This is a genomic window from Achromobacter maghribensis (assembly GCF_057334215.1).
On sequence record NZ_JBHFII010000058.1, the window covers coordinates 204,422 to 220,548 of the forward strand.

The 16,127-nt window shown below is 67.1% G+C and carries 13 protein-coding genes; 7 read left to right on the top strand and 6 right to left on the bottom strand.

Features of this window, described 5'->3' with window-relative positions; all coding sequences use genetic code 11:
• Window positions 1–7: 7 nt before the first annotated feature.
• The 3 genes from ACE039_RS25790 to ACE039_RS25800 are packed head-to-tail and all read left to right on the top strand — an operon-like array spanning window position 8 to window position 4,730.
• Window positions 8–1,195 carry an MFS transporter gene (locus ACE039_RS25790; RefSeq protein WP_448709535.1) on the top strand — a complete coding sequence of 396 codons (1,188 nt, stop codon included), beginning with the start codon at window positions 8–10 and terminating at the stop codon, window positions 1,193–1,195.
• Window positions 1,192–2,928: an ABC transporter ATP-binding protein gene (locus ACE039_RS25795; RefSeq protein ID WP_485823685.1), complete on the top strand. Its 1,737-nt coding sequence runs from the start codon at window positions 1,192–1,194 to the stop codon at window positions 2,926–2,928. The genes ACE039_RS25790 and ACE039_RS25795 overlap by 4 nt, the downstream gene beginning before the upstream one ends.
• On the top strand, window positions 2,925–4,730 hold the full coding sequence (locus ACE039_RS25800) for an ABC transporter ATP-binding protein (RefSeq protein WP_485823686.1): 1,806 nt from the start codon (window positions 2,925–2,927) through the stop codon (window positions 4,728–4,730). The genes ACE039_RS25795 and ACE039_RS25800 overlap by 4 nt, the downstream gene beginning before the upstream one ends.
• Here ACE039_RS25800 and tet read toward each other — a convergent pair.
• Entirely contained in the window at window positions 4,694–5,860 is a 1,167-nt protein-coding gene (gene tet, locus ACE039_RS25805; RefSeq protein ID WP_485823687.1) for a Tet(A)/Tet(B)/Tet(C) family tetracycline efflux MFS transporter, read from the bottom strand. The two genes, ACE039_RS25800 and tet, sit on opposite strands and share 37 nt — an antisense overlap.
• A gap of 106 nt (window positions 5,861–5,966) precedes the next feature.
• Between tet and tetR the strand changes: the two genes are divergently transcribed.
• Window positions 5,967–6,584, top strand: coding sequence for a tetracycline resistance transcriptional repressor TetR (gene tetR / locus ACE039_RS25810; protein ID WP_485823688.1), 618 nt, complete (start codon window positions 5,967–5,969; stop codon window positions 6,582–6,584).
• A gap of 124 nt (window positions 6,585–6,708) precedes the next feature.
• On the opposite strand, the gene ACE039_RS25815 is transcribed toward tetR, so the two are convergent.
• On the bottom strand, window positions 6,709–8,154 hold the full coding sequence (locus ACE039_RS25815) for an AlkA N-terminal domain-containing protein (protein WP_485823689.1): 1,446 nt from the start codon (window positions 8,152–8,154) through the stop codon (window positions 6,709–6,711).
• Window positions 8,155–8,299: 145 nt separating this feature from the next.
• Here ACE039_RS25815 and ogt point away from each other — a divergent pair, with 145 nt between their 5' ends.
• From ogt to ACE039_RS25830, 3 genes are all read left to right on the top strand, one after another.
• The gene (gene ogt / locus ACE039_RS25820; protein ID WP_485823690.1) at window positions 8,300–8,824 is read left to right on the top strand and encodes a methylated-DNA--[protein]-cysteine S-methyltransferase; all 525 of its coding nucleotides are present in this window, start codon (window positions 8,300–8,302) and stop codon (window positions 8,822–8,824) included.
• Between the two features lie 110 nt (window positions 8,825–8,934).
• Window positions 8,935–10,020 (top strand): tartrate dehydrogenase, encoded by a 1,086-nt coding sequence (locus ACE039_RS25825; protein ID WP_485823691.1) that lies wholly within the window; start codon window positions 8,935–8,937, stop codon window positions 10,018–10,020.
• 100 nt (window positions 10,021–10,120) lie between these two features.
• Window positions 10,121–11,104 (top strand): Bug family tripartite tricarboxylate transporter substrate binding protein, encoded by a 984-nt coding sequence (locus ACE039_RS25830; RefSeq protein WP_485823692.1) that lies wholly within the window; start codon window positions 10,121–10,123, stop codon window positions 11,102–11,104.
• Window positions 11,105–11,127: 23 nt separating this feature from the next.
• Here ACE039_RS25830 and ACE039_RS25835 read toward each other — a convergent pair whose 3' ends face one another.
• From ACE039_RS25835 to ACE039_RS25850, 4 genes are all read right to left on the bottom strand, one after another.
• Window positions 11,128–11,733 carry a phosphatase PAP2 family protein gene (locus ACE039_RS25835; protein WP_485823693.1) on the bottom strand — a complete coding sequence of 202 codons (606 nt, stop codon included), beginning with the start codon at window positions 11,731–11,733 and terminating at the stop codon, window positions 11,128–11,130.
• A gap of 91 nt (window positions 11,734–11,824) precedes the next feature.
• Window positions 11,825–12,253: an arsenate reductase (glutaredoxin) gene (arsC, locus tag ACE039_RS25840; RefSeq protein WP_105558342.1), complete on the bottom strand. Its 429-nt coding sequence runs from the start codon at window positions 12,251–12,253 to the stop codon at window positions 11,825–11,827.
• A gap of 64 nt (window positions 12,254–12,317) precedes the next feature.
• Window positions 12,318–13,874, bottom strand: coding sequence for a PepSY domain-containing protein (locus ACE039_RS25845; protein ID WP_485823694.1), 1,557 nt, complete (start codon window positions 13,872–13,874; stop codon window positions 12,318–12,320).
• Between the two features lie 20 nt (window positions 13,875–13,894).
• On the bottom strand, window positions 13,895–16,096 hold the full coding sequence (locus tag ACE039_RS25850; RefSeq protein ID WP_485823695.1) for a TonB-dependent receptor: 2,202 nt from the start codon (window positions 16,094–16,096) through the stop codon (window positions 13,895–13,897).
• Window positions 16,097–16,127 lie beyond the last annotated feature (31 nt).

Genomic DNA, 16,127 nt, shown 5'->3' on the forward strand with positions numbered 1-16,127 from the left:
CCGCATCGTGCACCCCCAACGCGCCTGGCGCCTGCTGGCAAGCCTTTACAGCACCCAGTTCCTGGGTCTGATGTTCTTCGTCGTCGCCATGGCGGCCATCCTGCGCGACCGCGGCGCCAGCCTCGATACCATTGGCCTCGTGTATCTGCTGGGCATGGTGTGGCCGCTGAAGGCGCTGTGGGCGCCCTTGATTGACCGCTATGCCATCGGACGGCAGGGCCACTATCGCGGCTGGCTGCTCTTCACCCAAGGCGGCATGGTGTTATGCCTGGCGCTGATCGGACTGCTGGACTTGCAGGCCGACTTTGCGCTGATCTATCTGCTGTGCCTGGCGACGTCGCTGCTGTCCGCGACACAGGATATCGCCGTTGATGGCCTGGCCTGCCGCCTGCTCACCGCTGCGGATCGCGGGTTTGGAAATGGGCTGCAGATCGGCGGCGGGCTGGTGGGCAACCTGGTCGGCGGCGGGGCAATGTTGATGCTGTATCCGACCTTCGGATGGACCGGCTGCTGCCTGACGCTGGCGGCCCTGACCGCCTTGTCGTGGCTGCAATTGCTGCGCTACCGGGAACCCGCATGGCCGCGGCCGGCGCGGCCTGCCGGCTACTCCCGCCTTATCGGATTCTGGCGCGCGCCGGGGCGCCTGCGTCTGCTGCTGTTGCTGCTGATCTATCCGGCCGGCAGCGCATTGGCCTATTCGATCGTCATGCCGTCCCTGATCGATGCCGGATGGGGCTTGGAAAGCGTCGGCCTGGTCGTCAATGTGCTGGGGTCGCTGGCGGGTGTGGCCGGCGCGCTGGCCTATGGCCGCCTGTTGCGGCGCTACTCGCGGCGCCGCGCCATGGTCGTGGCCGCGCTGCTGCAACTGCTGGGCATCTGCGGCCTGGCGCTGCCTGCGATGGGGTGGGCGTCCGCCGCCATGGCGGGGGCGGCGGTCGTGGCCTACTTCCTGCTCTATAACCCGGCCGCGACCGTGCTGGCGACATTGATGATGGATCAGTCGTCTGCGGCAAGCCCGTCGACCGATTACACCCTGCAGGTCAGTCTGAGCCAGTGCTTCGTGATGCTGCTGACGTCGGCGGGTGCGATGCTGGCCGCGCGCATCGGCTATGGCGGGGTTGTGGCGGCGGCCGTCGTGCTGGCATTGCTGGCGGCCGCCGCCAGCTTGCGTTGGACGCCTCGGAGCGCCGCATGAACAAGCCGTGGCAGATACTGCGCCCGGTACGCGGCCGCATACGGCGGGCCATGGCCTTGGCCGTGATCGGCGTACTGTCCAGCATGGCGGCGCTGGCCAGCCTGGCATTGGCGGTCCAGGCCCTGACGCTTGCGCCCGGCGTATTCCCTTGGCGCCAGTTCGCCGGTGCGCTTCTGTTCACCGTGCTTGCCTACGCGTTGCGCTTGCAGGCGTTCAATCAGTCGCATTACGCGGCCTTTCGCCTGGAGGTCATCCTGCGCACGAACCTGGTCGCGCATATTGCGCGCCTCTCGTTTGGCGAGACGCAAGCGCTGGGAAGCAGCGCGCTTGCAAAGGTGGTGCATGACGATGTCCAGGCGCTGCATACTTTCGTGGCGGACAGCACGCCGCTCTATGCCCGGGCATACGCCATGCCGGCTGCCAGCGCCGTATTGCTGTTCGCGCTGGATTGGCGCCTGGCGCTGGCCTGCGTCGGCGTGTTGGCGGCAGGGGCATGCGTGCTGTCTCGGGCCATGCGCGGGCGCGACACGATGACGCGCCGCTATCACGAGGCGCGCGAGCAGGTTAGCGCGGCCGTGGTCGAATACGTCCAGGCCATGCCGGTCGTCCGCACCTTCGATACCGGTCAGACCACGTTCGGCCGCTACCACCAAGCGTTGGAGCGTTATCTGGCCATGTTGACGCACTGGTATCGCCAAGCCAGTTTTCCCGCGCGCTTTTCCATTGCGCTGCTGGGGCCGTTGCCCACGCTGGGTCTTCTGCTCTGGATCGGGGCCTGGTTGATCTCGCAGGGGCAACTGACATTTCCGGTATGGCTGGCCGCATTGCTGTTCGGGATGGGGATGGCCGAGGCCATGTTCCCGATGATGTCGCTGGCCCACATGATCGACCGGGCCAAACTCAGCGTCACCCGGATCCAGCAGGTGATGGACATCGCCCCTTTGCCGCCGGCGCTCGCGCCGGACAAGCGTCCCGCGGACAGCTCGGTCAGGTGCAACGGCGTGACGTTTTCCTACGACGGCAAGCGGGCGCTTGATGACCTTACCTTCACCGCCCAGGCCGGGCAGATCACGGCCCTGGTGGGGCCATCCGGCGCGGGCAAGAGCACCGTGGCGCGCCTTATTGCGCGCTTCTGGGATGTCGATGCCGGCAGCGTGACCATCGGCGGCGTCGACGTGCGCGACATGGCACGCGACGTGCTGTTCGAACACGTCGCTTTTGTTTTTCAGGATGCCTTCCTGTTCTCCGGCAGTGTTGCGGAAAACATCGCCATGGGTCGGCCCGATGCTGCCCGCGTGGATATCGAGGCCGCCGCAACCGCCGCGCAAGCCCATGACTTCATCGCGGCGCTGCCCGAGGGGTACGACACCGTATTGCGCGAAGGGGGCAAGAACCTCTCGGGCGGCCAGCGCCAGCGCCTGACGATCGCCCGCGCCATCCTCATGAACCGGCCGATTCTTGTACTGGACGAAGCCACCTCCGCGACCGATCCCGAGAACGAGCGTGCCGTCGGCGCCGCGCTGGCCAGGTTGATGCGCGGCAAGACCGTCATCATGGTCGCGCATCGCCTGAACGCCGTCCGCCACGCCGACCAGATCCTGGTCCTGGACCACGGCCGTCTGGCCGAGCGCGGCACGCACGAGGGATTGATCGCCGCGGGCGGCCTCTATGCCCGTCTGTGGAGCAACCACGAACGCGCCCGCCTCTGGACCTTGGGAGAACACCAGCCATGAGTCACCACCCGGCCACGTGGCCCGAAACCTATCGCCGCCTGATGCGCAGCGCCGGCCCGCAGGCTGGACGCCTGCGCGCAAGCCTTGCGCGACTGCTGGCGGCCGCGATGCTGCAAGGCATGGCGCTTGCCTGCATCGCGCCGCTTTTCGTCGCCGTCGCCCACGGCGCGCCATGGCGCACGCTGGCAAGCTGGCTCACGGCCTTTTCGCTGTTGGCGTTGGGCGCAACGGCTGTGCGTTGGCGCGCTCAAGGGTTCGATTACCAAGGCCATATGGCGGCCGCTTCGCATGACCTGCGTATCCGTCTGGGGCAGCAGCTCCGGCGTATGCCGCTGGAGGCCTTGCAGGCCCACCGCACGGGCGACATCGCCGCCAAGCTGCTTGGCGGCGTCGATGAACAGATGAACTACGTGTTGACGGTGGTGAACCTCATCCTGGGGGCAGTGGTGACGCCCGCGGTGACGGCCTTGGCGCTGTTGGCGCTGGATTGGCGCATTGGCGTGGCGCTACTGCTGGTGTTTCCCGCGATCCTTCCGCTTTACCGCTGGCGCCGGCCGGCGATGGACCAGGGCATGAAAGCGGCGGGACTGGCGAACGAAGCCCTGAGCGCCGAACTGCTGGAATATATGCAGGGCGTTCCGGTCTGCATGGCGACCGGGCGCGCCGGCGTCGAAAACCAGCGCTTGCGCCATCGCTTCGAAGCGGTGGAGCGCGTGCAGCGCGACGCCCACCGCCGTGGGGCCAAACCCGATCTGATGATTGCCAGCGTGATCGAACTGGGCCTGCTCGGTATTCTGGCCTGCGGGGCGTTCTGGGTGGCCCAAGGTAGCCTGGACGCCGCGTTGTTGGCGGCCGTGCTGGTACTGGTGGTGCGCTTTGCCGAGCCGATGGCGACCTTCGTGTCGTTCACCGCCATTTTCGCGCTGATCGAAGCCGCGCTCGCGCGCGTCGAGGCAGTGCTGTCGGTTGCGCCGCTGCCGCAATGGCCGGTTGCCGGCGATGCGCCGCGTGACGCCGCTATCCGCGTCGAGGGCATGACTTTCCACTATGCGGGTACCAAGACGCCCGCCTTGCGTGGTATCGACCTGCGTTTGCCGGCGCGCGGCCTGACCGCGCTGGTGGGCCCTTCTGGCTCCGGCAAGACGACGCTCACGCGCTTGCTCATGCGGCACGCCGATCCCCAGGCTGGCGCCATCATGATCGGCGGCGTCGACCTGCGCCGAATGCCGCCTGCAGAAATCAACGGTCTCGTGTCCACGGTGTTCCAGGACGTGCATCTTTTCGACGATACGGTGCTTGCCAACATCGGCATGGCCCGGCCCCAGGCCAGCGACGCCGAAATCCGCCAGGCCGCGCGTGCCGCGCATTGCCTGGACTTCGTCGAACGTCTTCCGCAAGGTTGGCAGACCCGTCTGGGCGAAGCGGGCAGCCGGCTGTCGGGCGGCGAACGCCAACGCTTGTCCATTGCGCGCGCCATCCTGAAGGACGCGCCCATCGTCATCCTGGACGAGCCCACCGCCGCGCTGGACACCGAAAGCGAACTGGCCGTGCAGGCGGCCATCGATGCGCTGGTGCGGGAACGCAGCGTCATCGTCATCGCCCACCGCCTCTCGACCATCGTCGCCGCCGACCGTATCCTGGTCTTTGAGGACGGTCGCATCACGCAGTCGGGCAAGCACGCCGATCTGCTGCGGGTACAGGGCCGCTATCGCGCCATGTGGATGGCGCAGGAGGCCGTTCTAAGTGAATTTCCGATTCGCGCGCCTCAATTCGATACCACGGCCGACCAGCACAGCAGATAGAGCGCCGCGCCCGCGATCCAGGGCCATCCCGTCCAGGTCGCAGCGGACGCGGCATGGATCGCCGTGAAACCCAAGGGGCCGATGATCGACGCCGCGCTGCCTAGCGCCGCCAGCGATCCTTGAAGCCGCCCTTGATGCGCCTCATCCACCCGCCGGGACAACGTGGCCTGCAACGCCGGCATGCCGATGCCGCCGCTCGCAAGCAGGATCATGATGGCAAACGCCATCCATCCTTGCGTCGCGAAGGCGAGCAGAACGTATCCGGCGCCGTCGGCCAGCATCCCGGCAATGAGCGCGCGCTTCTCGCCTAGCCAGGCGATGGCGGGGCCGGTGACCAGCGCCTGGGCAAGCGCGTGCAGGACGCCGAACGTGGCAAGCGACACGCCGGTCATGGCGGCGTTCCAATGAAACCGGTCTTCGCCGAAGATGACCCAGAGCGCGGCAGGCACCTGGCCGACGAGTTGCATCACGAAGAAGACGGACATCAACGCAGCGACGACGGTCATGCCCTGAGCCCATCGGAATGAGGCAAGCGGATTGAATGCCGTCAATGCGATGGGTCCGCGTTCGCCCTTGTGTGATTCCGGCAACAGGAAGGCCCCTGCCAGGAAGTTAAGGCCGTTCAACACCGCCGCGGCCCAGAACGGCGCATGCGGCGACATCCCCCCGACGAGTCCGCCGATGGCGGGGCCCGCGATCATGCCAATGCCGAAGCAGGCGTTCATGAAGCCAAAGTGACGGGCGCGCGCGTCGCCCTCCGTGACATCGGCGATATAAGCGCCAGCCACCGCGCTTGTCGCCCCGGTGACGCCGGCGACGACACGTCCGATGTACAGGACCCAGAGAACAGGGGCGGTCGCCATGATCGCGTAGTCGACGGCCGCGCCAGCCAGAGAGACAAGCAGGACGGGGCGCCGTCCGAATCGGTCGGACAGCGCGCCGAGGATCGGTGCGCAGACAAACTGCATCAGCGCGTACAGCGCCAGCAGGACGCCATAGTGCGTGGCGACATCGCCTGCCGCGGCCAGTTCGCGCAGCAAGCCGGGCACCACGGGCATGACCAGGCCCAAGCCGGCAGCGTCAAGCGCAACCGTACTAAACAGGACGCCAAGGGCGGGATTGGATTTCACGGGTGGGGCTTCGGGACGCCGCCGCTGCCAGTTGCGGCGGAGATCCACAAAATTTATCAGTGATAGATAACTAGACAAATAATTTATCGGTGATAAATTGTCAAGCATGACAAAACTGCAACCGAACGCGGTAATCCGCGCCGCGCTGGACCTGCTGAACGACGTCGGCATGGACGGCCTGACGACGCGCAAGTTGGCGGAGCGATTGGGCGTGCAGCAACCTGCGCTCTATTGGCACTTCAAAAACAAGCGCGTCTTGCTGGACCGGCTGGCTCAAGCCATGTTGGTCGAGCGTCACACGTATCCCTTGCCTCGGCCCGGCGACGATTGGCGCGCGTTCCTTATCGGCAATGCCCACAGCTTCAGGCAGGCATTGCTGGCCTATCGCGATGGCGCGCGCATTCATGCCGGTACGCGGCCGAGCGAACCGCAGTTCGAGACGGTGGAAACACAGCTTCGCTTCTTGTGTGAAGAAGGATTCACGCCGGGCGACGCCGCCCAGGCACTGCTGACGGTTAGCCACTACACCGTCGGCGCGGTGATTGAACAGCAGTCCGACGAAGCCGGTGTGGATGAACGCCCCTCGCCATCAGCCACCGCTGCTGCCGCCACGCCATTCCTGACAGCGGCCATGCGCGACATCGATAGCGCCGGTCCGGACGCCGCCTTTGAGTTCGGCCTGGGAGTCATCATCGACGGGCTGAAGGAAAAGCGCAGGCGATAAACGGCGTCGGGCCGGGTGACCGAAGTAGTTGTCCCCGTGCCAAAGAATATCTACGGCGCCACCAAGTTGGCGGCCGAGACGCTGTGCGAACGCTTCGCGCGCAAACACGTATTCCTCGCAGCCGCTACGCCGTCCACAGATGCTGCGCCGCATATGCGCGCCACGGCCGCCATTGCTCGGAGCGGGCCAATAACTGCGCGGGGGTGATGTCGCGCGATTCCAGCTTTTCCAACGCGCGGATCAAGCCGATGTCCGCCGACGGGAACGCGTCCGGTTCGCGCAACTGGCGCAGGGCGATGTATTGCGCCGTCCATTCGCCCACGCCGCGGATCTGGCGCAGGCGCGCCACGGCTTCTTCCAGTCCGGCGGCCGCATCGAACAGGTGCTTGTCGGCGACGGCGGCGGCGCCCACGGCCGACAACGTCGCGGCGCGGCTGCGGGGCATGCCTAGCGAAGCGAGTTCGGCGCCAGCAACGACGGCCGGCTCGGGAAAGACATGGGTCAACGTGCCTTCCGGCCGCGTCATGGGCGCGCCGTGCGCCGCCACCAGTTTTCCGGCCAGGCGGATGGCGGCGACCACGGTGATCTGCTGGCCCAGGACGGCGCGCATCGCGAGTTCAAAGCCGTCCCAGGCGCCGGGGACGCGCAGCCCGGGCCTGGCCTGGATCAGCGACGTCATGACGGGGTCTTCCGCGAATTGGGCGGCGATGGCGACGGGGTCGCTGGCCAGGTCGAATACGCGGCGTACCCGCGCGATGATCGCCGGCAGCGCTTGCAAATGGGGGAAACGCACGATGACCTGCAAGGCGTTGCCGGTGCCGGGGCGCACGGTGACGGTACCCTGATGGCCATCCAGGCTGACGGTGCGCGCGTAGCTGTCTTCCGTGACGTGTTCGATCCCCGGGATGGCGCGCAGCCGCAGAAAGGCCAGCATGGCATCCCAGTCATAGGGCGGGCGGTAGCGCAGCAGCAGCTTGATCTCGCCGTGTTGGCCGGCGGAAACGTCGGGTTTTTCGGAGCGGCGCAGTTCGCCCGGGGCACGGCCGAACAGGTCCAGGAAAATCTCGTTGAAGCGGCGGATGCTGCCAAAGCCCGAGGCAAAGGCGATTTCCGCCATGGGCAGGCGGGTTTCGTGAATCAACTGTTTGGCGAGCAACACGCGGCGCGTCTGCGCCACCGCGACGGGCGATGCGCCCAGATATTGGCGGAATTGGCGGCGTAGCTGACGTTCGCCCACGCCCAGGCGTTGCGCCAGCGAATCCACGCCGTCTTCGTCCAGGGCGCCCAGTTCGATCAACTGCAACGCGCGCGCCACGCCGTCGGGCAGTTCATGCCCGGGCCCCAATTCCGGTGCGGTCTCTGGCCGGCACCGCAGGCAAGGGTGGAATCCCGCTTCTTGCGCGGCGGCCGCCGTGGAAAAGAACGTGACGTTCTTCGACAACGGCGTGCGTGCCGGACAGACGGGGCGGCAATAGATGCCGGTCGTCTTGACGGCCGTGAAGAAGCGGCCGTCGTAACGGGCGTCGCGCACCTGGATGGCGCTGTAGCAGGCGTCGTGGTTCAGTTCCATGCAGCGATACTAACGCCGCGCCGGGGCCGGGATCTAGCGGTTTTCGGACACGGTTGTGAGGCGCACACTGATGTCCGAAAACCGCCAGCCGAGGGGGCGGACTGTATTTATATTGGCCCCATCGAGACTTCACCAGGAGCCGGCCATGCCGATCCACACATTCTCTTTGGAGCGCGCCACCACGCCACTGGGCCAGATGCTGGTGCTGACGGATTCGCAACAGTGCCTGCGCGCGGTTGATTGGGAAGACTATGAAACGCGCATGCACACGCTGCTGCGCCGACAGTACGGCAAAGACGCCGTGCAGGTGCGGGATGCGGCCGGGCCGTCGGCGGCGCGCCGGGCGCTTGAGGCGTACTTCGATGGCGACGTGGCGGCGATCAATGGCCTTCCCGTGGCGTTGGGCGGCACGGATTTCCAGCGGCAGGTCTGGCAGGCGTTGCGCGGCATCGCGGGCGGGCAGACCGTCAGTTACGGCGTCCTGGCCGGCCGCATCGAACGGCCATCGGCGGTGCGCGCGGTGGGGCTGGCCAACGGCGCCAACCCGGTCGGCATCGTGATCCCCTGCCACCGGGTGATCGGCGCCAACGCATCGCTGACCGGCTACGGCGGCGGGCTGCACCGCAAGCGCTGGCTGCTGGAACACGAGGCCAGGCATTCGGCGCACTGACCGCCACTTTCAACTCCAGGTTAAAGATGTTGTGAATTCAGGCGCCGTTCGCGGCGCCTGCGCTCGGTAAAGTGCCCACAGACCCTTATCAGCAAGGAGCCTGTCGGCCCATGAAGACGTATCGCATCGCAACCATCCCCGGCGACGGCATCGGCAAGGAAGTCATTCCCGCCGGCCAGCGCATTCTGCAGACGCTGGCCAGTCAAAATGGCTTGCGCTTCGAGTTCCAGGATTTCGACTGGGGCGGCGACTACTACCGCAAGCATGGCGTGATGATGCCGGCCGACGGGCTGGAGGCGCTGGGCGACAAGGACGCGATCCTGTTCGGGTCGGCGGGGGATCCCGACATTGCCGACCACATCACCCTGTGGGGCCTGCGCCTGAAGATCTGCCAGGGCTTCGACCAGTACGCCAACGTGCGGCCCACGCGGATCTTGCCCGGCATCGATGCGCCGCTTAAACGCTGCACGCCCGAACAGTTGAACTGGGTGATCGTGCGGGAAAACTCGGAAGGCGAGTATTCCGGCGTGGGGGGGCGCGTGCACCAGGGGCATCCCATCGAAGCCGCCACCGATGTGTCCATCATGACGCGCGCGGGTGTCGAACGCATTCTGCGCTTTGCGTTCAAGCTGGCGCAGTCGCGTCCGCGCAAGCTGCTGACGGTGGTGACCAAATCGAATGCGCAACGCCACGCGATGGTGATGTGGGACGAGATCGCGCTGCAGGTCAGCCGCGAATTCCCGGACGTGACGTGGGACAAGGAACTGGTGGATGCGGCCACCGCGCGCATGGTCAACCGCCCGGCATCGCTGGACACCATCGTGGCCACCAACCTGCACGCCGACATCCTCAGCGATCTGGCTGCGGCGCTGGCAGGCAGCCTGGGCATTGCGCCGACCGGCAATATCGATCCCGAACGCCGCTATCCATCCATGTTCGAGCCCATCCACGGGTCGGCCTTCGACATCATGGGCAAGGGGTTGGCGAACCCGGTGGGCACGTTCTGGTCGGTCGTCATGCTGCTTGAGCACCTGGGCGAAAACGCCGCCGCCGCCCGCTTGATGCAAGCCATCGAAAGCGTGACCGCGAATCCGGCTTTGCATACCCGCGACCTGGGCGGCGCCGCCACGACGGAGCAGGTGACGGCGGCGGTCTGCGCGCAACTGGAGGCGGGCGGGCAAGCGCGGGCGGCGTAGACGGGCATTACCCGGAGACCAGACCCCAGGCATAAGACCCGGGGCGGTGTCCGGCGACACAACAAGAAGCGAAGTCCATTCGTATCCCAAGGAGACAAGCATGTCCAAGCAAGCCTTATGCGCGCGCGCCCTGGCGTTCGCGTGCCTGTTGAGCCTGCCGCTGGCGGGCGGCATCGCGAAGGCGCAGCCGTATCCCGCGCGGCCGGTGAACCTGGTGGTGCCATTCCCGGCTGGCGGCACGACCGACGTGCTGGCCCGCGCGCTGGGACAGGAACTGGCCAAGCGCCTGGGCCAGCCGGTAGTCGTGGAAAACAAGCCGGGCGCGGGGTCTACCCTGGGCGCGGATTACGTGGCCAAGGCTGCGCCCGACGGCTACACGTTACTGATGGGCGCGGTGCACCACACCATCGCCACCAGCGTCTACAAGAGCCTGCACTATGACTTTCAGAAGGACTTCGCGCCCGTGACGACGGTGGCGCTGGTGCCCAACGTGCTGGTCGTCAACCCCAAGCTGGATGCGAAGAACGTGCAGGGGCTGTTGACGCTGGCGCGGGCCGCGCCGGGCAAGCTGACCTATGGGTCCAATGGCATGGGCACGGGGCAGCACCTGATCGGCGCGCAGTTCGAACGCGCAGGCCACGTGCAGTTATTGCATGTGCCGTACAAGGGCAGTGGCCCGCTGACGACGGATCTGCTGGGCGGCCAGATCGATATGTCGTTCGACACCATCACGCCCGTGCTGGCGCACATCCAGAGCGGCAAGCTGCGCGCGCTGGCCGTAACCACCAATCAGCGGTCGGCGGCGCTGCCCGACGTGCCCACGATGGAAGAGGCGGGGTTGAAGCCCTTCAACATGGGGACGTGGTTCGGCGTCCTGGCGCCGGCCGCCGTCCCGAAGGACATCGTGACGAAGCTGAACGCCGACATGGTTGCGATCATCAAATCGCCGGACTTTTCGCGGCGCATGGCGGAGATCGGCGCGGTGCCCATCGGCGACACGCCAGAGCAAATGCGGGCCCGGATCGGGACCGACACCGAAAACTACGCCAAGCTGGTCAAGGACGCAAAAGTCGCGATTAACTGAGGTGGCCGGCTAGGCGCGGCCGGCTAGGCGCGGATCCAGCCCCGGGCGATGGGCAGGGCCAGCAGTTTGCGGTAGACGTCCTGCGTGGTCCGCGTCAGCGGGGCGCCGGCGCGGCTCCAGACCGGCGCGGCCACGCCCGCCGCGATGGGCGCCAGGATCAAGCCGCCCGCAATGTCCAGTGGGAAATGCACGCCCAGGTACACGCGGGACGTGCCGACCACGGCGGCGGCCAGCAGGGTCGTCCAGCCCCATCCCGCCCAGCGCCGGTCAAAGAGCAGCGCCCACGCGAAAGTGGCGATGATGATGGTGTGGTTGCTGGGGAACGACGACGTTGCCTTGTGCGGGAAGAACGCCTGTCCCAGGCCAATCGTGAAGGGCCGCGGATGCGGCCACAGCGCGCCGCACAGATAGCTGGCGAACAGCGCGACGGCGATGCTCGCCAGCACCTTCAGCGCCAGGCTGCGTTGCGCCTCGCCGCCCCACAGCCACAGCGCGGCAAGCGCCACCGGCACCAGCAGGATCAGCGGGTTGGCCACCAGCATGGCCGCGTGAATGCGCCAGGCCGGGGTGGACGGATCGGCGTTGATCAGAAGAAAAAGGGACTGGTTGAGACTTTCCAGGAAACTCATGACACGTCATCGCAGCGTAATAATCGATAGCCGCGATGGTAATGAGCGATCCCGTCAATCCGCTTCCAAAATGCGCCGTCCGCGCCCGCTTTTACTTCTGGATGCGTTTGCCGTCCGCATTGACGACGAGCTCGCCGTCTTCCTTCGTGAACGCGCCCTGTTGGGGCGTCGGAAGGATGTCCAGGACCAGTTCGCTGGGGCGGCACAGGCGTGCGCCCAACGGCGTGGACACGAAGGGCCGGTTCAGCAGGATGGGGTGCTGCTCAATGGCGTCCAGCAGCGCGTCGTCGGACAGCGAGGTATCGTCCAGGCCCAGCTCCAGGTAGGGCGTGCCCTTTTCGCGCAGCGCGTCTCGCACGCTGACGCCGGCCTGTTTGAACAAGGCTTTCAGCGTGGCGCGGGACGGCGGTGTTTCCACGTACAACACCACGTTCGGCTCGATGCCGGCATTGCGGATCATGGCCAGCGTATTGCGGGACGTGCCGCACTTGGGGTTGTGATAAATGGTGACGTCGGACATGGTGACTCCTTGATGCGGTAGTTCGTCTGCAAGAGGGTGAGCATAGTGCATCCGCTGCGCGCGATCAGGCGCGCAGCTTCTTGCCCAGCCGACGCCAGCCGATGACCACGCCGGTCAGGCTCAGCGCGGCGCCGCCCAGGCTCAGGAAAATCAGCACCGCGTCCCATAGCGGGCGGCGTGACAGCAGGCCCGTCCAGTCCCAGCTATGCAAAAAGGCGAACAACCAGCGGCTGACGCGGTTGCTGCGGTCTTGCCGGCCCTGGATCAGGCCGGTGCGCGGGTCCAGATATATCCAGGTGGCTTGCGGGTTGTCGTAGACCAGCCGCCACATGGGCAGGGGCTTTTCGATGTGGCCAAGCATGGCGTGTTCATCGCGCGCGTAGTAGTAAAGGTCATAGGCGCGCAACACCTGCACCGTGCGCAGCGCCGCGCCGGGCACCAACCGCGTGGCCGCCTGCCGCAGATCCGTTTCGGTGAAGGCATGCGGTGTTGCCTGCGTGGCGGATAGCACCTGGGGCGCGCTGGCAGGGCCACGCGCCAGCACCACGTCCTGCCCGGCGGCGCGCGTCCAGCTCAGTTCGCGCGGTGCGGCGGGCAAGGCGGCGATCAGCGTCTTTGGCGGCGCCAGGGGGGCCGTGCTGGCCGCGCCTGCATACGCCGCCCCGTCCAGCGGCGCGGCCGTGCTGGTGAAGAGCTTCCAGGGGTTCATCGACATCAGCCCGCTGAAGATCCATGTCAGGGTGACGGCGGCGAACAGCAGGCCGCTAAGGTGGTGCCAGCGCATCATGCGTTCACGGTAGGGCGAGCGGCTGCCGCTGGCGTAGGGCCGCGAAAAGCGCCAGCGCAGGATTCCCACGAGGGTGCCCGTCAGGGCCACCGCGACGCCCGCGACGGACAGCCACACCACGATGTCGTGCCACCAGGGGTCCAGCGCATTGCCGCGGAATGGATACAGCCAGTGGATCCACGCGCCCGCATAGTTCCACAGGCGCTCGCTGCGCGTGGCGTCCAACACCACCGCGCCGGTCGCCGACGAGATATAGAGCCGCGTCCGGTCGGGGTCGTCCATGTCGACGCGGTGCAGCGGGCGGTGAGGTTTGAGCGCGCCAGAATGCGTGTACACGTCTTCCTGGATGACGCCGCGGTAATGCGCGGCGTATCGGCCGCCGAACCAGGCGCTGGCGGTGGCCTGCGCGACGGCGGCGTCGGCGGGCGGCAGCACGGCGCCCGTGACGGCATCCACGATGCTGGGCGCCTCGCGCGGGCCGTTGGGCACGGCATAGACCGGCGCGCCGCCGCGCGTGGCGGCCAGGCTCAGGCCCGATGCGCCGCTGGCGCTGGCGCCAACCGCCGCCAACGCCTGTTCGGGCGTGATGGCGACCGTGGCGATCATGGCGGCGTCCAGGGGCGCCAGGTGCGACAGGCGTTCCTGTGGCGTCACCTTGGGATAGCCCACGTACATCATCACCACGCCGCTTACGAACCACATGGCGAAGAACAGGCATAGCACGACGCCCGCCCAGCGGTGGATCAGGTAGAGCCAGCGCTTGGCGCGGGCGGTCAGCGGCGGGCCGGCAGGATGGCGCGGTGAAGGGGGCGAAGGGGATGGCGTGGCGTTCATGGCATGTCCTTTTTCGCGGGTCAGAATCGCGCCTGCAGCGTCAGCTCCACCGAGCGCGGCGCGCCCAGGTAGAACATTGTCGGCGTCGCGTTGGCGGCATAGACCTTGTCGGTCAGGTTGCGCACGCGTGCCGTCACATTCAGCCGGGGGCTGATCCGATGCGACAGTGCGGCGTCGAACACCGTGTAGGACGGCGCCCAGACCGTGTTGGCCGCGTCCGCGTAGGCGCGGCCCACATGGCGCGCGGCCAGGCTGGCGTTCCAGTCCGGCACGAAGGCGTAGTCCAGCCACACGTTGGCGATGCGGCGGGGCGTGTTGGTGGGCACGTTGCCATTGCGCGATACCGCGACGCCGCCAACGGATTGGGAAAAGTCGTCGTACTTCGGGTCCACGAACGCCACGTTGCCTTGCACGGACAGCTTGGACGTCAACTGCAGTCCGGCGGCCAATTCAATGCCGCGCGCCGACTGCGCGCCAACGGGAACGCTGACCCCGGGGTTGTCCGGGTCGGACGTGGCCATGTTCTTGCGCTTGATCTCGTAGACCGACACCGTGGCCGAACCGCGACCGTCCCAGAAGTCGAACTTGCCGCCCACTTCGGTCTGCGTGCCGGTGGTGAGCTTGTCGTTGTTCAACACGTCCGCGAACGAGGCGGTGGCCAGCAGGCCGGATGGCGGATCCGCCGCCGTGGCGTATTGCGCATACAGCGAGGCCTCCGGGGTGATCTCCCAGTTCACGCCCAGGCGTCCCGTCACGGGCGAATAGCGCCGGGATGCGCTGGCGGGCGACGCCGCCGTGACGGCGCGGCGGTTGGTCAGGTCCAGGTCGATGAAGTCCTTGCGCAAGGCCGATACGATCGCCACGCCGGGCAGCACCTCGGTGCGGTTCTCCAACGTCAGCGCAATCGTGCGAATGCGGTTGTCGCGGTCGGCGGCGCGGCCGCGCGCCATGCCGGGGATGTCGTAGAAGTCGCCGGGCGAAAAGTCGTACGGGTCCACGGCGTCCACCTGGGCGGGCCGGCTGGTGGGATAGCGCGTGACCTTGTTCTGACTGATGTCCGCGCCGAACGACCAATCGCTGGGCAGGCCGCCAAGCGTCGACCGCAGCACGCCTTCCACGCGGTTGCCCAGCATGCTTTGCTCGTGGCGCTGCAACAGCGCGCCGGACCGCAGCACCAGGCTGTTGCCGGCGTTGAAGCGGTAGTTCTCCAGATTGCGGAAATCGCGTTCGGCGCGGTAGTAGTACAGCGTGTTCTTGAACGTCAGCGCCGGCCCGGCGCGCCATTCGGTCAGGGACCGGGCCCACAGCACCGATTGCTCGTACAGGCCGTCGTTGACGTTGTAGTTCTTGAACCGCGTGCCATCCAGGATGCGGCCGGCGCCCTGCACCACGCCGCCTGTGCCGGTTTTCAGCGGCGTGCCCCAGTAGGGGCGGTCCACCTGCTCGCGCTGGTACTCGAAGGCGAAGGTCTGGGTCACGTCGTCGCCCAGATCGGACAGCAGCGAGACCGCGATCTGACTTGCTCGGGACGCGTTGCCGTCGACCCAGCCATGGCTGGCGCCGGTGTTGGCGTCGATGCGCAGGTAGTGCCCACGGCCCCCGGGCGCGCCGGCCAGTTGCTGGTTCAACCCCGCCGACCCTTGACGGCTGCCGAACGAACCCAGCCGGAATTGACCGTCGTAGAAGGTGTCGCGCTGCGGCAGCTTGGTCACGTAGTTGATCGCGCCGCCCACCGCGCCCGCGCCGAACAGGAAAGTCGAGGGGCCGCCGATGGCCTCGACGCGGTCGTAGATCCAGCTGTCCACCGGGCGCGCGGCCACGGCGTCGTATTGCACCGAGATGCCGTTGAATAACTGCGTCACCTGGCCGCCGGAAAAGCCCCGGTAGCTGACCGCCCCGGCGTTGCCGGGGGGCGATGCGTTGTCCACGCCGGGGATGCCACGCGCGATGTCTTGCGTATTCAGCGAGCCGCGGGCGTCGATCTGTTCGCGTGAGATCACCGTGATGCTGGCGGGTGTTTCACGCAGGGTCAGCCCCAGGCGGCTGCCCGTGCCGTCGCGGGCGTCCAGGTTGATCGGGCCGTTGGGGGCGGGTTCCGGCTGCCCGGCGCCGTAGACGGTGGTGGGCGCCAGCGTTTCCACGGCGGGTTCGGTGGTCAGGGCCTGGGCGGAGGCGCTGGCAAGCGCGCCCAGCAGCAGGGTGTAGCGGGTGGTTTTCTTCATGTCTGGAACCAGAGGGCGGCCCGTGCGCCCG